Genomic DNA, 21551 nt, shown 5'->3' with positions numbered 1-21551 from the left:
CGGGCTTGGGAGCACCCGTTTTCTAAACTCCGCGACGGCGGCTCAGTTCGTTTTTTCGGCGATAACGGTCCGGCAGCCGCGCTCGCGATAACCCGCAAGAATGGCGGGATCGGCATCGTGCTCGACGACCAGGCACTCGCAATGCGCAACCGGAAGGATGCTGTGGGGTGCAGCCGTACCGAATTTCTCCGAGGTCACCGCCGCCATAATCCTTTTGCTTCTCGATGCCGCAAACCGCTTGAACTCAGCATCCTCGAAACCGAAGGTCGTGATGCCGGCCTCGAGATCGATGCCGCAGGCGCCAAGAATGCAGAGATCGGGCGAAATCTGTTCCATATCCCGCAAGGCCTTGGCGCCGAGCGCGCCGCCCGTCTGCCGGTCCACCATGCCGCCGATCAGGATGACATTGACGGCTGGCTTGTCGATGAGCGCTGCGGCGATCACCGGCGCATTCGTCGCAGCCGTCAGTTCGAGTTCGGCAGGCAGGGCATTGGCAATCGCCAGATTGGTGCTTCCGGCATCGAAAAACACGCAGGAACCGGCAGCGATCTGCTTTGCCGCAGCCCGCGCCAAGGCCTGCTTGCGGTCGGCAGCAAATCCCACGCGCTGCGTCAGGCTTCCATGCGCCGGCGACACCGGCAAGGCGCCGCCATAGACCCGCTCGCAGAGGCCTGCCGCCGCCATCTCGCGCAAGTCGCGCCGCACCGTATCCTCGGAGACGCCGAATTCGAGCGCAAGTTCCGCCGCCAGCACCCGGCCGTTCAGCCGCAGCCGCTCGGAAATCACACCTTGGCGCTCTCGCAACAGAAAATCCTGCATGTTTTTACCGGATCGAAAGTTGAATGATATGAAACGTGCATAAACGTTTATGACTGTGCATGCAACATGCACGGTCACACGTTTTCCGGCCGGTTGAAATAAACGGTAAACGAGGGCTGGTTCGTGCAATTCGAGGCCCAGGCAACCGCCTGAGAAAAATATTTGCACTTGCTGCTTTTATTCGCAGTTTTCTTCGCTTCCGGCGCCCTAGTTTTCTGCGAACTATGGCGCATCCGCTAACAACCTCCCAAGGATGGATAAAACAATGAACTGGTTGAAAACCGTCGCCGCTGCTGCCCTCATTCAGGCTGCTGCCCTCCTGCCCGCTCATGCCGGCGAAAACCTTGCCGCCATCAAATCGGCCGGCGTCTTCAAGATCGGCACCGAGGGCACCTATGCGCCCTTCACCTATCATGACGAAAGCGGCAAGCTCGTCGGCTTCGACGTCGAGATCGGCGAAGCCATCGCCGCCAAGCTCGGCGTCAAGGCAGAATTCGTCGAAGGCAAGTGGGACGGCCTGATCGCCGGCCTCGACGCCAAGCGCTACGACACCGTCATCAACCAGGTCGGTATCACCGAAGCCCGCAAGCAGAAATACGACTTCTCCGAACCCTATATCGCTTCCAAGGCCGTGCTGATCGTTCGCGAGGGCGACGACAGCATCAAGACCTTTGCCGACCTGAAAGGCAAGAAATCAGCCCAGTCGCTAACCAGCAACTTCGGCAAGATCGCAACGGAATCCGGCGCCGAGCTCGTCGGCACCGATGGTTTCGACCAGTCGATCCAGCTTGTGCTGACCAAGCGCGCCGACGCGACGATCAACGACAGCCTGTCCTTCCTCGATTTCAAGAAGCACAAGCCGGATGCGCCGGTAAAGATCGCCGCCGAGCAGGAGAACGCCGATTATTCCGGCATCATCATCCGTAAGAACGAGCCTGAGCTTCTCGCGGAAATCAACAAGGCGCTTGCCGACATCAAGGCGGACGGCACTTACAAGAAGATCGCCCACAAATATTTTGGCCAGGACGTTTCCAAGTAAGCTCCATTTGAAAAGAAGTCCCCTCCCCACCCCTCCCCACAAGGGAGAGGGGCTTTAGCGAGGCGCCGCCTCATCTCAAAATAAACGTCTCGACTTGCAGTTCGGTCGCTATTTCGTGAGGGGCGAGAGCTAGATTAAGTCCCTCCCCCTTGTGGGGAGGGGTTGGGGAGGGGTATTCCGAAACACCACGACCCACCGACTGGAAAGAACACCCCTTGGCGCACTGGCTCCAACTGATGGCGGAATCGCTTCCCTCGCTCCTCTGGGCGGGATTGATCTTCACCATTCCGCTGACGCTGCTCTCCTTCACCTTCGGTCTGATCCTCGGCCTGATCACGGCGATCGCCCGTCTTTTCGGTCCGGCGCCCGTCGCGGCGATTGCCCGGTTTTATGTCTGGGTTATTCGCGGCACGCCACTGCTCGTCCAGCTCTTCGTGATCTTTTACGGCCTGCCGAGCATCGGCATTCTGCTCGACGCCTTTCCTGCCGCGCTGATCGGCTTCACCCTGAATATCGGAGCCTACAGCTCAGAGATCATCCGCGCGGTCATCTCCTCCGTGCCGAAGGGCCAGTGGGAAGCGGCCTATTCGATCGGCATGAGCTGGCGTCAGGCGATGAGCCGAACGATCCTGCCGCAGGCAGGCCGCGTCGCCGTGCCGCCTCTGTCGAACACCTTTATCTCGCTGGTCAAGGATACCTCGCTTGCCGCCGCCATCACCGTGCCGGAGCTCTTCCAGGCGGCACAACGCATCGTCGCCACCACCTACGAGCCGCTGATCCTTTATATCGAGGCGGCGCTGATCTATCTGGTCCTCAGCTCCGTCCTCTCGCAGCTGCAGGTGCGGCTGGAACGTCGTTTCGCGCGTTATGGCGGCATGCTGGAGGCAAACGCATGATCGAGCTTTCCAACCTCGAGAAGCGCTTCGGCGATGCCGTCATTCTGAAGGATATCAGCATTCGCATTCCCGAGGGCAGCGTCACCGCGCTCGTCGGGCCGTCCGGTGGTGGCAAGAGCACGTTACTGCGCTGCATCAACCTGCTCGAGATCCCGACATCGGGCGCGATCCGCCTCGGCGAGGAAGAGCTTTCCTTCGCGCCCGGCAAACGCTTGGGCTGGCAGGCGATCCAGAAAATCCGCCGTCAGACCGGCATGGTCTTCCAGAATTTCCAGCTCTTTCCGCATCAGACCGCGATCGAAAACGTTATGGAAGGTCTGGTCACGGTGCTGAAGTGGCCGAAGGAGAAAGCGCGCGAACACGCCATGGAACTGTTGACCAAGGTCGGCATGGCGCACAAGACCGATGCCTGGCCCTCGACCTTATCGGGTGGTCAGCAGCAACGTGTGGCAATCGCCCGGGCCCTTGCGCCGTCGCCACGGGTGCTTCTCTGCGACGAGCCAACCTCGGCGCTCGATCCGGAACTCTCGGCGGAGGTGGTCGATGTACTGGGCCAGCTTGCCCGTGAAGGCACGACGATGGTCATGGCCACCCATGATCTCCGGCTCGCCTCGAAAATCGCCAATGACGTCGTCTTCCTGGAGGCTGGAAGCGTGGTGGAAACGGGCAGCGCGAAAGCCATTTTCAGCGCGCCCAAGCGCGAACGCACCAAGCGTTTCATCTCAACGATCAACGCCGCCCATACTTACGATATCTGAAACGTCTCACGTGAATCGTGATTCACGTGAGACGCTTTGCTTCTCGGCGAACTGCCCTCAGGCTGAGGTGACGACAGAACGCGCTGCCTTCAACGCGTTGCCCCACCAGCTGAGCTGATCGAGCTGGTTCTTGGCCGCCTCGTTGAGGTGCGGGTAATCGCCAAGGTTCTTGCCTTCCTTGAGCACGCTCAGATATTCGCTGAAAGCGATGTGCACGCCCGTTTTCACCGAGGCGGCGCCCATTTCCACGAAGATCAGCCTCAGATGCTCGACGGCGCGCGCACCGCCGACGCCGCCGTAACCGACGAAGGCGACCGGCTTCTGGATGAACTCGCCGAGATCGATAGCGTTCTTCAGAACCGCCGTTGGCGCATGATTGTACTCGGCGACGGTGAATATGTAGCCGTCAAATTCGCGCAGCTTCTTCTTCCAGCGCTCGGCGGTGTCGCTTTCCGCCGTGGTGGCGCGCTCTTCGCCAAAGAAATGCATGGGATAGTCGAGAAGATCGAGAACCTCGACTTCCAGATCGGAGCGTTGGCCGACGAGCCCGGCAATCCATTTTGCCGGATGTTCGGCAAAACGGCCAATACGAGTGCTGCCGACAATGACGGCGATCTTCAATTTGCTCATGAAATCGTTTCCTGATTGATCTTGGGAGGGGCAGGCAGGCAAGTCTACGAAAAAGCCTCCCCGCCGGGCAAGGCGAGGAGGCTATTCGCCTTTCGAAAAAGCCGGCCTTTTAACAGCCTGGCTCTACACAATCGGGTGATCAGCCCGACCTGGCAAGGAGGGCGGACGAAACCTTTCGTGCCGTTCGCTCATCCGCCGTAAACCACAAGCAGGTCCTTCGCATCGATCTGGTCGCCGGCCTTGACCAGCACTTCGGCAATGGTGCCGTCCTTTTCCGCATGGATCGCGGTTTCCATCTTCATCGCCTCGATGGAGACGAGCACGTCACCGGCACTGACGGCTTGGCCCGGCGAGGCGAAGACGCGGCTGATGACGCCGGGCATCGGCGCGCCGACATGGACGGCGTTGCCGATCTCGGCCTTGCGACGCACGGCCGCCCCGGTCGCCCCATGGGCCCGGTCGGGCACCTTGATGCGGCGCGGCTGGCCGTTGAGCTCGAAGAAGACGGTGACCATGCCCTGGCTGTCGGTGGCGCTCATCGCCTGGTTGACGATGACGAGCGTCTTGCCCTTTTCGATATCGGCAAACAGCTCCTCGCCGTCCGCCAGCCCATAGAAATAGGCCGGCGTCGGCAGCACCGAAACCGGGCCGTAGGTATCGGAGGCAAGCGCAAAGTCGGTGAAGACCTTCGGATACATCAGATAGGAAGCGAATTCGAAGTCGCTGACCGCGCGCTCCAGTTTTTTCTCGATGACCTTGCGTTCCACATCGAGATCGGCCTCCTTGAGCAGTGAGCCCGGTCGCACCGTATAGGGTTTTTCGCCCTTCAATGCCTTCTTCTGCAGCGCTGCCGGCCATCCCGACGGCGGCTGGCCGAGATCGCCCTTCAGCATCGAGACCACCGATTCCGGGAAGGAGACTTCGCGCTCGGGGCTGACGACGTCGGCGACCGTCAGGTCCTGGCTGACCATCATCAGCGCCATGTCGCCAACGACCTTGGAGGAGGGCGTCACCTTGACGATATCGCCGAACATCTGGTTGGCGTCGGCATAGGCCTGCGCCACCTGGTGCCAGCGGGTTTCCAACCCTAGCGAGCGGGCCTGTTCCTTGAGGTTGGTGAACTGACCGCCCGGCATTTCATGCAGATAGACCTCCGATGCCGGCCCTTTGAGATCGCTTTCGAAGGCGGCATACTGGTTGCGCACCGCTTCCCAATAGAAGGAGATGCGGCGGATCCATTCCGGATCGAGGCCGGGATCGCGCTCGGAGCCGGAGAGCGCCTCGACGATCGAGCCGAGACAGGGCTGCGAGGTATTGCCGGACAGCGCATCCATTGCCGCGTCGACGGCATCGACACCGGCTTCGACGGCGGCAAGAACCGTTGCCGCCGAAATGCCCGAGGTGTCATGCGTGTGGAAATGGATCGGCAGGCCGGTCGCTTCACGCAGCGCCTTGAACAGAACCTTGGCAGCAGCCGGCTTCAGAAGGCCCGCCATATCCTTGACCGCAATGATATGGGCACCGGCCTTCTCAAGCTCGACGGCAAGGTTGGTGTAATATTTCAGGTCGTATTTCGGGCGGGCGGAATTGAGGATATCGCCGGTGTAGCAAATCGCCGCCTCGCAGAGCTTGTTCTCCTCGGCAATGGCATCCATCGACACCCGCATGTTCTCGACCCAGTTCAGGCAGTCGAAGACGCGGAAGAGATCGATGCCGCCCTTGGCCGCCTGGCGGACGAAGTATTTGACGACATTGTCGGGATAGTTGGTGTAGCCCACACCATTGGCGCCGCGCAGCAGCATCTGCAGGAGCAGGTTCGGCGCGCCCTCGCGGATCAGCGCCAGGCGCTCCCACGGATCTTCCGTAAGGAATCGCATCGAGACGTCGAAGGTGGCGCCGCCCCAGCATTCGAGCGACAAGAGGTTCGGCAGCGCATGCGCATAGGTGCCGGCGATCCTGGCGATGTCATAGGTGCGCATGCGGGTGGCGAGCAGCGACTGGTGACCGTCGCGCATTGTCGTGTCGGTCAGAAGCACCCGCTTCTCGTTGCGCATCCATTCGCCGAATTTCTGCGGGCCGAGCGTGTCGAGCAGCTGCTTCGTGCCGTCCTTCACCCCGTTGCCATTGGCATAGGGCACCACCGGCCTGGCAGCATTTTCCAACGGCTTCGGCCTGTCCTTGGCCTCGGGATGGCCGTTGACGGTGACGTCGGCGAGATAGGTCAGCAGCTTCGTCGCGCGGTCCTGGCGCTTGACCTGCTGGAAGAGCTCCGGCGTCGTGTCGATGAAGCGAGTCGTGTAGCTGTTGTCGCGGAATTTCGGGTGGCCGATGATCGCTTCGAGGAAGGTCAGGTTGGTGGCGACCCCGCGGATGCGGAATTCGCGCAGCGCCCGGTCCATGCGGGAAATGGCTTCCAGCGGGTTCGGCGCCCAGGCCGTCACCTTGACGAGCAGCGGATCGTAGTAGCGGGTGATGATGGCGCCGGAATAGGAGGTGCCGCCGTCAAGGCGGATACCGAAGCCGGAGGCCGAACGATAGGCGGTGATGCGGCCGTAATCCGGAATGAAATTATGCTCCGGATCTTCCGTCGTCACGCGGCACTGCAGGGCGTGACCGTTGAGACGGATGTTTTCCTGCTTCGGCACGCCCGATTGCGGCGTGCCGATGGCAAAGCCGTCAAGAATATGGATCTGCGCCTTGACGATATCGATGCCGGTGACGACTTCGGTCACCGTGTGCTCGACCTGAATGCGCGGATTGACTTCGATGAAGTAGAATTTGCCGGTATCGGCATCCATCAGATATTCGACGGTGCCGGCGCCGATATAATTGGTCGCCTGCGCGATCTTCAGCGAATAGGCGGCAAGCTCCTGGCGCTGCGCTTCGGTGAGATAGGGTGCGGGCGCCCGCTCGACGACCTTCTGATTGCGGCGCTGAACAGAACAGTCGCGCTCGAAGAGATGCACGACATTGCCGTGGGTGTCGCCGAGGATCTGGCTTTCGACGTGGCGGGCGCGCTCGACGAGCTTTTCGAGATAGACCTCATCCTTGCCGAAGGCGGCCATCGCCTCGCGCTTGGCTTCCGTCACTTCCTTGGCGAGATCGGCCTCGGAACGGATGACGCGCATGCCGCGACCGCCGCCGCCCCAGGAGGCCTTCAGCATGACAGGGTAGCCGATTTCGGCCGCCATCCTGGCGACTTCCTTCATATCGTCCGGCAGCGGTTCGGTCGCCGGCACGACCGGGACGCCGACCGAGATCGCCAAGTTGCGCGCTGCGACCTTGTTGCCGAGCTGGCGCATCGTATCGGCTTTCGGACCGATGAAGATGATGCCGGCCTTGTTGCAGGCATCGACGAATTCCGGGCTTTCCGACAAGAGGCCGTAGCCAGGATGGATGGCGTCGGCACCGGAAAGCTTGGCGACGCGGATCACTTCGTCGATCGACAGATAACTTTCGATCGGCCCGAGATCGCGGGCAAGATGCGGACCGCGGCCGACCTGATAGCTCTCGTCCGCCTTGAAGCGGTGCAGCGCCAGCTTGTCCTCCTCCGCCCAGATCGCCACCGTTTTTATTCCAAGCTCGTTGGCCGCGCGGAAGACGCGAATGGCTATTTCGGAGCGGTTGGCAACGAGTATCTTGGATATGGGCAAAACGGTCTCCTCCGTCGTTCAGACACGGGCATGCTGCACCCGCGAAGAAAATTCTTAACTTCTTGTCACGGGAAGTTCAATTTCTCTTGCGACTGCGAAATGCACTTTCTCGCCATGCCAGGGGCGTCGGCCGACAGTATGCGGCGATTTCAGCGAGATGGATAGAAAAAGCCTAGCTTATCAGACCGTGGCGGAAGGCGAGCGCCACTGCCTGCTGCCTGTTCTTTGCCTTCAGCTTGGCCTGCAGACCGTTCATGTACCAGTCGACGGTATGGTTTGAGATCTTCAACATTTTGCTGATCTCCATCGACGTCATGCCTTCGGCAAGATAGTGGAGGATTTCCATCTCGCGCCGCGTCAGCGGCGTCTCGGTCGGCAGCATCGTTTCCAGCGCCTCGGCCTCGCCTTTCAGGTCAAGCAATCGCCAGAAGGTCTTGCGCGCCACGGCCTCGAGCAGCGCGATTTCCACCGGCGACAAGTCGATCGGCTTGCCGCCGAGGCTGAGACTGCCGAGAATGCCGTTGCGCCCATGAATCGGAAAGAGATAGCCGTCCTCCAATCCGTGGCCGAAGGCATCGACCATCATCTGCTCCATGCGGCGCTGATGCGCATCACCGTCGAAGGCTGCCATGCTCTCCCGCCAGCGGAAAGGCCGTTGCGCATGCGCGAGATAACGCACCATCGGATCGATCCGGACATATTTTTTTGCGGCATATATCTGTAGCCATTGTTCCGGCCAGCGGCCGGCAAGCGGCGCAGCGCGCAGTTCGATCTTCTGTTGCGCCGGGTTTTGCTGCAAATGTCGCAGCAGACCGTAATACTGGAAACCGGAACCGTGGAGGACCTGCTCGAGTTCGGTGACGACGGCGTCCGGATTTGGGCACTCTTCCAGAATGACAAGCAATTGAATTAAAGAATTAATATTCACAAATAGCGCCCTTTGCCCGCACCTGATGCCCGCATCGAGGCCGTTGGCGGCTGTTCAGATTGGTCGCGTAACGGTCTTCTTCAAAAAATGCAGTCTCTAATTTAATGCTGCGCTAAACATTGATTAAAATGCAAGCGCAAATTGTCGCCAGATATAATCATGGCGGAATTCGGGCGCCAGACCCCGCGCCGAAAAATCTGAGGAGCCCGAGAGCGCCCCTCTGTTCTATCCTATTGAGGCGGCTTCAAATTCGTCGCAGCTGTGATCGTGCAATCAAGTTCACCACTTGGCGGGCTGAATTCCGAATTCTCCGTTAATCGCCGGTTCAGGTAGCCTTTTGTAGCATCCCATCATTCCCGTTTTCGCAGATGCACAAGAGGTTAGACGTGTCGCTATTCAAGGTCTATGCAAGAGCTCTGCGCTATCTTGGCGCTTACAAGCTCCGCGTATCCCTGGTCGTTATCGCCAACATTGTTCTGGCGACCATCACCATTGCGGAACCGATCCTGTTCGGTCGCATCATCGATGCGATATCGGGCAAGGGCGAAGTCAAACCCATCCTCTTCATGTGGGCTGGTTTCGCCGTGTTCAATACTGTCGCCTTCGTTCTGGTATCCCGCGAGGCCGACCGGCTTGCTCATGGCCGGCGGGCAACGCTGCTGACGGAAGCCTTCGGCCGCATCATTTCCATGCCGCTTGCCTGGCACCATCAGCGCGGCACCTCCAACGCGCTGCATACGCTGCTGCGTGCCTGCGAGACGCTGTTCGGCCTCTGGCTTGAGTTCATGCGCAACCACCTGTCGACGGTCATTGCGCTGTCCCTGCTGGTGCCGACGGCAATGTCGATGGACTTGCGCCTCTCCGCCGTGCTGATCGTGCTTGGCATCGCCTATTGGCTGATCGGCCGCGTGGTCATGAGCCGCACCAAGGATGGCCAGGCTTCGGTCGAAAACCACTACCATACCGTCTTCTCGCATGTCAGCGATTCGATCAGCAACGTCTCCGTTCTGCATAGCTACAACCGTATCGAAGCGGAAACCAAGGCGTTGAAATCCTTCGCCAACCGGCTGCTCGAAGCGCAGTATCCGGTGCTCGACTGGTGGGCGCTCGCCAGCGCGCTGAACCGCATGGCCTCGACCATCGCGATGATGGTGGTTCTGATCATCGGCACGATGCTTGTCCAGTCGGGCGAGCTGCGCATCGGTGACGTCATTGCCTTCATCGGCTTTGCCAACCTGCTGATCGCCCGTCTCGACCTGATGCGCCAATTCGCGACGCAGATCTTCGAGGCCCGCTCCAAGCTGGAGGATTTCTACACGCTCGAAGACTCGGTGCGCGATCGTGAAGAGCCAGCCGGCAACAGCGAGATCAAGAACGTCAAGGGTGCGGTCGAATTCCGCGACGTCTCCTTCGGCTTCGGCAACAGCTCGCAGGGCCTGCACAATGTCTCCTTCTCGGTGAAGGCTGGCCAGACAGTCGCCATCGTCGGTCCGACCGGCGCCGGCAAGACGACGCTGGTCAACCTGCTGCAGCGCGTCTATGACCCGCAGGGCGGCCAGATTCTCGTCGACGGCACCGATATCACCAAGGTGACCCGGAAGTCGCTGCGTCGCCATATCGCTACCGTCTTCCAGGATGCGGGCCTACTGAATCGCTCAATCAGCGACAATATCCGCCTCGGCCGCGAAGGTGCGAGCGAGGAGGACATGCGCCGTGCGGCCGAAGCCGCCGCCGCCGCCGACTTCATCGAGACCCGTGAGGATCGTTACGAAACTCATGTAGGCGAACGCGGCAACAAGCTGTCCGGTGGTGAACGTCAGCGCATCGCGATTGCCCGCGCCATCCTCAAAGACGCGCCGATCCTGGTGCTCGATGAGGCAACTTCGGCGCTCGACGTCGAGACCGAAGCCCGCGTGAAGGCAGCGATCGACAATCTGCGGCAGAACCGCACCACCTTCATTATCGCCCACCGCCTCTCGACGGTCCGCGAAGCCGATATGGTGCTCTTCCTTGATGATGGACGCGTCGTCGAGCAGGGTGGCTTCGATGAGCTCAGCCACAGCAATGGCCGCTTCGCCGCGCTGCTGCGCGCCAGCGGCATCCTGACGGACGAAGAAGTCCGCAAGGCCCACACCACCGAAGCCGCCTGAGCGCTTCGAGTTAAAGAATAAGGCCGGAAGGGCAGACGCTCTTCCGGCCTTTTGTTTGGCGATGTTTATACGCCACGCTTTAGGACTTTGCTCCCCCAAAACCGCTGCGGACGATATGCATTAGCCACATGGCTGTAAGTCATAACTGATTGATCCGCCCGCTGTTCTTCCCTAACCTCGTGCTGTGCCTAAGCACAGGAGAAAACCCATGAAGGTCCTACGCATCGTCGCCAATGTCCAGGCGCCCGACATCATGGCCGCCAAAAGCTTCTATCAGGATATTCTCGGGCTTGATCTCATGATGGATCTCGGCTGGATCGTCACGTTCGGCGCGAATACGTCCATGAAGGTTCAGCTCAGTGTCGCCAGCCAAGGCGGCTCCGGGACTCCGGTGCCCGATCTCTCCATCGAGGTGGATGATCTCGATGCTGCTTTCGAGGCGATGTCTGCTGCCGGCGTTCCGATCGAATACGGGCCGGCCGACGAGCCCTGGGGCGTCAGGCGCTTCTACGTGCGCGATCCTTTCGACCGGCTGGTGAATATTCTCGTTCATAAACGTTGAGCCGGCGGCGTTACAGCGCAGCGCGTCTTTTCAGACGCGCGAAAGGCGCTGCCATGCCGTGGTGCTTTTCGATGCTGATTTCGGGCGCCCGCTAAGCCCGTCGCTCTTCAATCAGACCGGGGATTCCTATTTCCGATTGGTCCGGCGATAGGTATTCGCCGCTCCGCCGACTCGCACAGGCACAGGGACGGCGGCAATCTCCGTCACGAGCTTGTGCTTGATCTTGCCCAGCTGGCGCTTGTGCTCGAGATAGTAGGCATAGGCGAATTGCGTCGCGATGCCCACGATCACGAAGAGCGGGCCAACCAGCGGATCCTTGTTGGTGATATAAAGCACGACCTGGCCGATCATGGCGAGAATCGTGCCGGCGACGAAGATGTTCAGCGAATGACGGCCGAGGATCGTCAGCGGGTGTCCGGCGGGGCGCCGCAGGATGCGCGAGAACGCCGGGATGCTGATGATGAGATAGGTCAGCGCCAGCACATGCAGCAGCCGCGGCAGCGACAGGAAAGTCTTGTCGAAACCAGTGATGACGGTGGGCAGGCCGAGCGCTGCCAGCGAATTGCCGAAAATCCACAGATGGCCGGTGACCCAGACGAAGGATAGCAGGACATAGAAGGCGGCAGCCGCAAGCAGCAGCGGATGCCGCGGGATCGTGCCGCCGCGCTTGATATGCAGGATCGAAACAATTCCAATCGAAAACAGGAACTGCCAGGAGAGCGGATTGAGGAACCAGTAGCCCTCTATCAGCAAATTGTGCGGCGCCACCTCGTAAATGCCGGCCAGCAGCCAGACCGTGCCGGAAACGGCGAGCGCCAGAAGCGGGCTTCGCTCGTTGAGGAGCAGGATGATCGGCACCATCAGCAACAATGCGCCATACATCGGCAGGATATTGTTGTAGCCGATCTGGTGACCGAGCAGCAGCAGCGCCGGAACGCCTTCCTTCAGGTTCATCAGAACCGCCAGGATATTGATCTCGACCAGCAGCCCCGGCCGGTGGAACAGCCACGCACCACAAATGAAGAGCGCCAGCGTCATGAAGGTGGTGATCATATGCGCAAGGTAGAGCGTGAAGGCGCGCCGCGCTGCCTTGGTCGCCGTCTTGATGCGGCCGCCCGGCTTGAAGCGGGAACCGTAGGCGAGGCCGACGGCGATGCCGGAGATCAGGACGAAAGCCTCGGCGGCATCGGAAAAACCGAAATTCTTCGTCGTCACATATTCGAAGACCTGTCCGGGAACATGATTGATGAAAATCATGATCAGAGCCAGGCCACGCAGCACGTCAAGCCTTGTATCGCGCCCCGTCGCAGCAGCGGATGAGGAACTGCGCTCGGTGCCGATGGCCTCGGTCAGCGTGCTTGCCATATGGTTTCTCCTGTTATCCGATTTTGCAAACGCGACGGCGGCCAAAAGGGTTCCCTTTTGGCCGCCGCGAATCGCCGTGTTCTTCAGCGTGGAGAACGCTGTTATCCGAGCGGATATCCCTCTTCGGGATCGGTGACTTCGCTGCCGTTGATCGACAGAGTGTAGCCGCTGGCATTGGACGCTTTTGAGACCGAAATGCGGTATTTGACGCCGCCCCGCTCCACCTCCGCCGCAAAACCGTCCCATTCCGACGGGAGCGACGGACGCACGTGGAGCCGGCCTTCCTTCAGCCGGATACCGAGGATGCCCTCCACCGCGGCCCGGTAAAGCCAGCCGGCCGATCCGGTATACCAGGTCCAGCCGCCGCGCGACGTATAAGGCTCATGCCCATAGACGTCGGCTGCCACGACATAGGGTTCGACCCGGTATTGTTCGGCCGAAGCCTTGTCGAGCGCATGCGTGATCGGATTGAGGATCTGGAAGCAGCGCAGCGCGTCGTCGCCCCGCTTCAGCTCCGCGAGCGCCATCACAACCCAGGTCGCGGCATGGGTATATTGCCCGCCGTTTTCACGCACGCCCGGCGGATAGGCCTTGATATAACCGGGATCCCTGGCGGAATTGACGAAAGGCGGCGTGAACAGCCGGATGATGCGCGCCTCCTCGTCGACCAGTTGGTCAAGCACGGCATCCATCGCCTTTCCGGCACGAGCCGGGTCGCCTTCGCCGGACAGAACGCTCCAGGATTGTGCGATGGAGTCGATCCGGCATTCCGGGCTCTCCTTGGAGCCGAGCAGCGCGCCGTCGTCAAATGTGCCGCGGCGATAGTAGCTGCCGTCCCACGCCGCGGTTTCGAGCGCCTTCTTCAATTCGGCGAGATGGGCCGACCAGCGCTCCGCTCGGGCCGTATCGCCCCGTTCTTCGGCATAGGGAATGAAGGCGCGCAATGCACCCGCCAGGAACCAGCCGAGCCAGACGCTGGTGCCGCGCCCGCCGATGCCGACGCGGTTCATGCCGTCGTTCCAGTCGCCGCCGAGGAAGAGCGGCAGACCATTCGCGCCCTTGCGGGCGATGGCGAGATCGAGCGCCAGGGCCGCATGTTCGTAGACACTCGCCTTGTCCTCCGAAATCTCCGGCTTGTAGAACGAGTCGTGCTGACCTTCGAGAAGAGCGGGGCCTTCCAGGAAGGCAAGCTCCTCGTCGAGCACGCTCTTGTCGCCGGTGACGCTGCAATAATGTTGGATCGCGTAGCTCAGCCACACGACGTCATCCGAAATCAAGGTGCGAACGCCCGCACCCGTTCCCGGCAGCCACCAATGCTGAACGTCGCCTTCGCGGAACTGCCGCGAGGCGGCATTCAGAATCTGCCGCCGGGCGATCGAGGGTTCGTGCATCAGGAAGGCCAGCGTATCCTGCAACTGGTCGCGGAAACCGAAGGCGCCGCTTGCCTGATAGAAGGCGGTGCGGGCCATGATGCGGCAGCCGAGGCTCTGATAGGGCAGCCAGGTGTTGACGAGATTGTTCATCCCGCGATCCGGCGTCGAGATCTGCAGTCGGCCGGTGAAATCGTGCCAGAAGGCGCGGTTGGCCTCGACCGCATCCTCGAACGAAGACTTGCTTATATCGGCGATCAGGGCGCGCGCTTCTTCTTCCGTCGGCGTATCGCCGAGGAAGAAGGTGACGTCGCGCTCCTCGCCGGCCCCGAGTTCGATGTCGATCGCCACAGCCGCAGCCGGATCGCCATCCAGTTCGGTGATGCCCGAAAGCGGAGCTGCGGAGGTGACGGCCTGAGGCATCTGGATCGTGCCCGCCTTGCCGATGAATTCGCGCCGGCTAGCCGAGAAGCTTGAAAACGTCTCGCTCGCCGCGAAGAAGGCGGTTCGGTTGGAAAAATCGATGCTGTAGGGATTGGTGGCAAACAGCGCCCCCGTCTCCTCGTCATGCCTCGACAGAATGAAGGGCGCCGTGCGTCCCGAATTGTTGCCAAGAACCCATTCGACGTAACCGTAGAGACGCAGCTTACGGTCGGTCGAACCGGTGTTGCGCAGGCGCAGGCGCTGCAGTTTCACCGGCTTCTCGCGGTCGATCGTCTGCGTCAGCTCGAGCGCAATTTCGTGCTGAACGGTGGAGAAGACCGAATAGCCGAGCCCGTGGCGGGCTTCGAAACGAATGTCCGGCCGACGCGAAAGCGCTGCGAACGGCGTCATGACAGCGCCGCTTTCGAGATCGGCCAGATAGAAGGCCTCGCCCGATCGGTTGACCACCGCATCGTTCGACCAGGACGTCAGCTGATAATCGCGCGAATTGACGCTCCAGGTGAAACCTGCGCCTTCGGCCGACACGTGGAAGCCGAACCTGTCGTTGGAGATGACATTGATCCAAGGCTGCGGCGTCGCATGACCTCCGGGCAAGCGAATGACATATTCGCGGCCGTCGCGGGTAAAGCCGCCAATGCCGTTCCAGAAGTCGAGGTCGCCTTCCTCCTCGATGGCAACGGCGGGCACCACGGGCGGCGGCACCGGTGCAATGCGCTTGACCGGTACCCTGTTGCGCTCGACGCGCTCCATCTCCTGCAGTTCGTCCTTCGACGGCGCAAAGAGGGCGACGGCGCGGTTGATCTGGTCGACCACCTTGCCGTTCTTCGCATGCAGGGTGACGCGGGAAGCCGCGATCAATGCCTTGTAAGTGTTCTCCTCCATCAAGTCCTTGCGAACCGCGAAAATATGCTGGCGCAAGCCGTCGGCCTGGCCCATGCGGCGTACGTTCTCGCACATGGCGTCGAGCGCGTGTTGCATGTCCTGCGCATAGGAAGAGGCGCGTTCGTTCATGATAACGAGATCGGCGGTGACGCCGCGCGAGCGCAGATATTCCTGCGCCAGCAGTGCCTCGCGGGCGATATCGAGATCCATGTCGTCGTTGACGCGCAACGTGAAGATCGGGAAGTCGCCGGAGATCGCCAGCGGCCAGAGCGCCGATTGCGATTGCAGGCCGGCCTCGACCGTCGCCTCATCCTTGCGCAGCTGCATGTCGGGATAGACGAGGTAGCGCCCGAGATGCTGGAAGGCGGCCGCCTGCTGGGAGGTGACGCCGACATGGCGCATCTGCACCTGCGTGCGCGTCCAGGCCTGGACGAGCTCATGGTTGAAGGCGTCGGGATGACGGTAGCGATTGACCGCCTTGTCGACCTCGTCGCGGCTTGGCGCGGCGATCGTCCAGAAGAACACGCTGACCTTCTTGCCGGCCGGCACCCGCACCGTGCGGCGCAGCGACATTACGGGATCGAGCGTGAAACCGTCGCTGCCGGAAAGCGTGGCACCCGGATCGAAGGCCGCTGCATCGGCGAGGCTGCGGCCGCGACCAATGAACTTGCGCCGGTCGGTTTCGAATTCGGTGTGACGGGTGTCGCCGGCATTGTCGACGATCAGATGCGCGATGCTGATGTTCGGCTCGTTCGGGTCACGCTTGTTGCGTTCGGCGCGGATGACGTCGCCGCGCTTGCCGATCTCGGTCTTGACGAACATGCGGGCGAATGCCGGATGCGCATTGTCGGTATCGTCAGAGGTGATCACCGGTTCGAGATAGGACGTGACTTCGATGAAACGATCTTCCGTGCCCATGTTGAGCAGTGTGACGCGACGGGCTTCCGCATCGTGCTCTGTGGCGATGATGCACTCCACCTCGCTCGTCAGATCTCCGACCGTCTTGATGAACTGCGCCTTCTCGTCGGCGAATTCGACCTTGATCTTTTCGCCCTCGACACCCTTCGGCTCCGCTGTCGCCGACCACCATTCGTTGGTGGCGGTATCGCGCAGGAAGATGAAGGTGCCCCAGCGGTCTTCGGTCGGATCGGCCTTCCAGCGGGAAACGGAAAGACCGTTCCAGCGGGAATAACCGGCGCCCGTCGCCGTCAGCATCATGGAATAATGGCCGTTCGACAGGAACACGAGCTCGCGGTCGCGCGAAAGGGGATCGCTGATCTTCCTGATTTCCGGCCGCATGAGATCCTCCTGGATGCTGGCCGGCGTATCGGATTCATGCTTGCCGCTCATGACGGGAATGTCGCGCGGCGCCTTTTCCTGCAGCAGAAGCTCCGCCGCCTCGATCACCGGATCGGAGTGGAAAAGCTCGCGCAGATGGCCGTTGAAGGCGACGTTGGCGACGGCCGCGATCGACATGCCGTGATGGTGGGCATAATAATTGTAGACCACCGCGCATTTCTTGCCTTCCGGCACGCGCGTCGGTGTGAAATCGACCGCGTCGTGGAAGCCGAACTTGCCGAGCGCGCCGACCTTGCGCAGTCTCTGCAGGTTTTCGAGCGCGCCGGGCGGGTCGTACTGGCTGGCCAGCAGCGAAGCATAGGGGGCGATGACGGCATTGTGGCCGAGGCCGCGCTTGAGACCGAGCGTCGGCACGCCGAAATTCGTGTACTGGTAATTGAGGTTATGGTCACGAGCATTGAAGGCCGCTTCCGAAATGCCCCACGGGATACCGAGCTTGCGGGCATAATTCATCTGCTCGACGACGACCAGATTGTTCGTCTGGTTGAGAATACCTCCGCCACGCTCCTGCATGACGAGCGGCGGCATCAGATATTCGAACATCGAGCCGGACCAGGAGACCAGCGCGCCGCGTGAACCCACAGGCACGACCTGGCGGCCGAGACGGTACCAGTGTTCCGTCGGCAGATCGCCCTTGGCGATGCCGAAGAGGCTGGTCAGGCGGCATTCCGAGGCGAGAAGGTCGTAGCAGGCCTGGTCGAGCTCGCCGCTTTCGACGCGGTAGCCGATCGACAGCAGGCGCCGTTCCGGCCGGAACAGGAAGCCGAAATCCATCGAAAAGGCGAGATCGCGGGCCTTGTCGCGCAACGCCACCAGGCGCGGCCTGAGCGCATCGACCTTGGAAAGATCGAAGGTGCTGTCTGATATATGCGCCTCGCAGACCTTCACGAGGGATGCCGCCCATTGGGTGACTTCCTCGCTCTGCTTCGACTTGACCTCATGGTCGAGATTGGCGGCGAGCTTCTCGATGTCGCGTGCGAGAACGGCAAGGTTTATGATGCGGATCGAGGCGAATTCGTGCTCGCGCTTGACGGCGGCAAGCGCATTCTGGAAGCCGACGATGCGCTCTTCCAGGCGCCGGCGCAGCGGGCGCACGGTCTTGCGGTCGTCGGGCAGGTCCGCCAGCACTTCGCCGAGGATGCCGGCCGTGTCGCCGACACCGTCGAGATTGCCCTGCATGTGGGCCGACGGCGCCTCGGCCCAGTTGCGGCAGGCCGAAGAAATGGCGATCAGATGGCCGGCGAGATTGCCGCTGTCGACGGCTGAGACGTATCGCGGCCCGAGCGTCTGCAGCGTATCGGTATGATACCAGTTGAACAGATGGCCGCGGAATTTCTCCATCTTGTCGATCGTCGCGATCGTCTGCTCCAGGCGTTCGAGTGTCTCCTCAAAGGAGAACCAGCCGAAATGCCGGCCGGAAACGACGGAGAGCAGGTAGACGCCGATATTGGTCGGCGAAGTGCGCGCCGCGACGATGACATGCGGCGTTTCCTGGATATTGTCCGGCGGCAGATAATTCTGCTCGGGGGTGGTGAAGGTCTCGAAATAACGCCAGGTGCGCCGGGCGATCTTGCGCAGCTCGCTCGAGACGGAATCGGCGACCTCGAGCCGGTCCTCGGTCTCGGCCGACTGGCTGACATACCATGCGACGACAGGCGAGAGGATCCATAAGAGCGCGAAGGGGATGCCGACGAGGAAGGCGTTGCCGCCGGAAAGGGCTGCGAAACCGAGCGCCAGCAGCGCCAGTACCGGCGCATGCCACATCTGCTTGTAATAAGAGGCGAGGGTGCCCTGCCCGCCGGCCTGGACGCTGGCGGCGGTCCGCCACTGCAGCATCAGCTTGCGGCTGACGAACAGCCGGTAGAGCGAACGGCCGATCGCATCCGCCATCATCGCCACCGAATCGGCGATGAAGACGATTCGCAAGGCGACCTGCGCATTGGCGGCGGTAATATCCGACCAGACCGTATAGAGATGGGCGCGGGCGACGATATCGCTGGTGCGCGGGATGATGCCGTTGATGAGCGACAGCGTCGGCGCCACGAACAGGCAGAAGATCAAGAGAATCTGCCAGACGAGCGCGCCGAGCGGACCCATGAAATACCAGCCGAGAACGGAGGCGAAGAACCAGGCGATCGGGGTCAGCGAACGGCGCAGATTGTCGAACATCTTCCAGCGGCCAAGCGCGGTCACGCCATATTTCGGATTGAACATATAGGGCAGGAGCTGCCAGTCGCCGCGCGCCCAGCGATGCTGGCGCGAGGTCTCCACCTCGTAACGGATCGGGAAATCCTCGACCAGTTCGAGATCGGTGACGAGCGCACAGCGCGCCATCGAGCCTTCGAGAAGGTCGTGGCTGAGCACCGAGTTCTCCTCGATGCGGCCCTTCAGCGAGGCTTCGAAAGCATCGACATGATAGAGACCCTTGCCGGTGAAGGTGCCTTCGCCGGCCAGATCCTGGTAGACGTCGGACACGGTGAAGACATAGGGGTCGAGACCGCGATTGATCGAGAAGACGCGCTGGAAGACCGAGGCATCCTTGCCCGTCGTCAGCGACGGCGTGACACGCGGCTGCAGCACGCCGTAGCCGTTTTCGACGCGTCCGGTCTTCGGATTGATGACCGGGCGGTTGATCGGATGATAGAGCTTGCCGACGAGCTTGGTGACGGCATCGCGCATCAGGCGTGTGTCGGCATCGAGTGTCATGACATATTGCACATTGGCCGGAACGGTGTTGGCGCCGGGCAGATAGGTCGTGTCGCGGTCGCCGCGCAGCAGCATGTTCAGCTCATGCAGCTTGCCGCGCTTGCGCTCCCAGCCCATCCACACACCTTCCGAGGGATTGTAGAGGCGGCGGCGATGCAGCAGGTAGAAACGCGTCTTGCCGTCATAGGCATAGCGGGCGGAAAGATTGGCGATCTCGCGTCTTGCATAATCGAGAACCTCGAGATCGGCAGGCGTTTCCTCGGCATCGCTGTCGGGCCAATCGCTGAGCATCGCGAAATAGATCTCTCCACGCGGATTGGCGAGATAATGAACTTCGAGATTGCGCACCTGATCGTCGACGCTGTCGCGGTTCGAGATCAGGCAGGGCACGACGAGCAGTGTGCGCGCATCCTCCGGAATGCCTTCCTTGAACTCGTAGCCGACGAGGCGGGCCGGGGTGACGAAGAAGGACAGCAGGGTATTAAAGAGACCCGTTGCGCCCTCCGAGGCCGGCAATGAGAACATGACCAGCAGGATTGCGATTTCGATGGCGCCCATTCCGGCACTTGCCATGAACCTGCCGACGATCGCCATGGCGATGATCGTCAGCAGCATGACGGGCAGCGCGATCGACAGCCAGTTGAACCGGCGCACGGCGCGCACGAAGTGCTGGGTGATTGTCGGGCGATAATTCGCCCGCGCCTCGAGCTTCGGGCGTTGCGCGCCGGACAGGAAACCGCCGACATTCGGCTCATGCTGCTGCGGCTCGTCGGAGGCCTTGGCGGCCTCCGTCATGTCGAGCGCCAGCTGGGCGATTTGCATTTCGGTCAGCGGCGAGCGCTTGGCCAGTTTCTCGATCTGCTTGCGGTATTTGTTGCGCGAGCCGGAATCGAGGATGCCGTAATCCGAATGCTCCCAGAGCAGCTTGTCGACATGGCTGACCTGCTCGACCCAGACCGACCATTCGGTATCGTCGATCTCGCGCAGGCTGCGGATGATGTTGCCCATCGTCACGTTGCCGGAAGAGAGACGGCTGTGTTCGGCGGTCGTCGCCTCTTCGGTATTGCGACCGAGCTCTTCCAGGCGTTCATCGAGCCAGGTGATTGCCAGGCTCGACGTCTGTGAGCCGTCACGCAGGCGATAGAGGAACTGCGTCGAGAAGGTATTGTCTTCGGCAAACGGTTCCAGCGTCTTCAGATAGGCGGCAGCCTTGGCCGGATCGGTCAGGCGCACCAATTCGTCGGCCGCTTCGTTGGCGCGGCGGCGCAGGCGGCGGCTGGTTTCGACACGGCTCGAAATGCGGCGAAGGTTTTCCACCAGCACATAGCGCACCAGCGAGGGCAGGGCCCAGAGTTCACCGATCCTCAGCGTCTCGCTGGTCTGGAAGCCGTCGACCAGCGCCGTCAGGCTTTCCTGCGAGATCGTGCTGTGGGTATGGGCAACGTAGAGCCAGGCAAGCACCAGCGTGCGCGGAATGTCGACGCCGCCGACACGCATGGTCGGCAATTCGCGGTAGAAGCGGCGGGGAAAGTCGCGCCGTACCTCCTGGATCGCCTCTTCGACGATGTAGTGATTGTCCAGCAGCCATTCCGCCGCCGGCGTAATCGTCTCTCCGGCCTCGACGTCGGTTGCCGTGGTGCGGTAGACGCGCAGAATTTCCTTCTCGTTTTCCTTGTGGCGCGCGAAGAAATCAAAGGCGGCGAAAGCCGGCAGCTTGTCGACGCCGTTGACCGCGACGGCTTCGCCCATCGCCTTGATGTCCTCGATGGAAAGATAGGTCGAGCGGATCGAATCATTGTGATCGATCTGCTTCGTATCGGAGTCGCGCGGAAGGCTCGGAGAAAGATTGGCAATAGACATGGGTTCGGTTCTGGATCCAAACAAAGTTATGGCTGTTTTGCTCAGCCTTTTGCACTGCTTATCATGACTGCTACATGAACGGGGCCCGATTCTTCGAAGATCGATGAGACCGGAGTGAATGACGTCTGCG

The 21551-nt window shown here is 61.2% G+C and carries 11 protein-coding genes; 5 read left to right on the top strand and 6 right to left on the bottom strand.

The window, feature by feature from the left end:
* Positions 1–42: 42 nt before the first annotated feature.
* On the bottom strand, positions 43–819 hold the full coding sequence (locus AMK02_RS20300) for a DeoR/GlpR family DNA-binding transcription regulator (RefSeq protein WP_064805613.1): 777 nt from the start codon (positions 817–819) through the stop codon (positions 43–45).
* A 265-nt stretch (positions 820–1084) separates the two neighbouring features.
* On the opposite strand from AMK02_RS20300, the gene AMK02_RS20295 reads away from it, so the two are divergent.
* From AMK02_RS20295 to AMK02_RS20285, 3 genes are all read left to right on the top strand, one after another.
* Positions 1085–1858, top strand: a complete 774-nt coding sequence (locus tag AMK02_RS20295; protein ID WP_064805611.1) for an amino acid ABC transporter substrate-binding protein — start codon at positions 1085–1087, stop codon at positions 1856–1858.
* Positions 1859–2073: 215 nt separating this feature from the next.
* Complete coding sequence (locus AMK02_RS20290; RefSeq protein ID WP_064805609.1) at positions 2074–2754, top strand: amino acid ABC transporter permease; 681 nt, start codon at positions 2074–2076, stop codon at positions 2752–2754.
* Positions 2751–3512, top strand: coding sequence for an amino acid ABC transporter ATP-binding protein (locus AMK02_RS20285; protein WP_064805607.1), 762 nt, complete (start codon positions 2751–2753; stop codon positions 3510–3512). The genes AMK02_RS20290 and AMK02_RS20285 overlap by 4 nt, the downstream gene beginning before the upstream one ends.
* A gap of 57 nt (positions 3513–3569) precedes the next feature.
* On the opposite strand, the gene AMK02_RS20280 is transcribed toward AMK02_RS20285, so the two are convergent.
* The 3 genes from AMK02_RS20280 to AMK02_RS20270 form a co-directional block, all read right to left on the bottom strand.
* Entirely contained in the window at positions 3570–4142 is a 573-nt protein-coding gene (locus tag AMK02_RS20280; protein WP_064805605.1) for an NADPH-dependent FMN reductase, read from the bottom strand.
* Positions 4143–4330: 188 nt separating this feature from the next.
* Positions 4331–7795: a pyruvate carboxylase gene (gene pyc, locus AMK02_RS20275; protein ID WP_064805603.1), complete on the bottom strand. Its 3465-nt coding sequence runs from the start codon at positions 7793–7795 to the stop codon at positions 4331–4333.
* 172 nt (positions 7796–7967) lie between these two features.
* Entirely contained in the window at positions 7968–8723 is a 756-nt protein-coding gene (locus AMK02_RS20270; RefSeq protein ID WP_064805601.1) for a helix-turn-helix transcriptional regulator, read from the bottom strand.
* A gap of 386 nt (positions 8724–9109) precedes the next feature.
* On the opposite strand from AMK02_RS20270, the gene AMK02_RS20265 reads away from it, so the two are divergent.
* Positions 9110–10873 (top strand): glucan ABC transporter ATP-binding protein/ permease, encoded by a 1764-nt coding sequence (locus AMK02_RS20265; RefSeq protein ID WP_064805599.1) that lies wholly within the window; start codon positions 9110–9112, stop codon positions 10871–10873.
* A gap of 208 nt (positions 10874–11081) precedes the next feature.
* The gene (locus AMK02_RS20260) at positions 11082–11435 is read left to right on the top strand and encodes a VOC family protein (protein ID WP_064805597.1); all 354 of its coding nucleotides are present in this window, start codon (positions 11082–11084) and stop codon (positions 11433–11435) included.
* Between the two features lie 126 nt (positions 11436–11561).
* Here AMK02_RS20260 and AMK02_RS20255 read toward each other — a convergent pair whose 3' ends face one another.
* Together AMK02_RS20255 and AMK02_RS20250 are read right to left on the bottom strand one after the other, a co-directional pair.
* A complete protein-coding gene (locus tag AMK02_RS20255) occupies positions 11562–12800 on the bottom strand; it encodes an OpgC family protein (RefSeq protein WP_064805595.1) in 1239 nt (412 codons plus the stop codon).
* Between the two features lie 101 nt (positions 12801–12901).
* On the bottom strand, positions 12902–21421 hold the full coding sequence (locus AMK02_RS20250) for a GH36-type glycosyl hydrolase domain-containing protein (RefSeq protein WP_064805593.1): 8520 nt from the start codon (positions 21419–21421) through the stop codon (positions 12902–12904).
* Positions 21422–21551 lie beyond the last annotated feature (130 nt).

The organism is Rhizobium sp. N731, from assembly GCF_001664145.1.
GTDB classification, from domain to species: Bacteria; Pseudomonadota; Alphaproteobacteria; order Rhizobiales; family Rhizobiaceae; genus Rhizobium; species Rhizobium esperanzae.
Note: the sequence above shows the minus strand (reverse complement) of the source record. Positions and strands in the feature narration are given on the sequence as shown.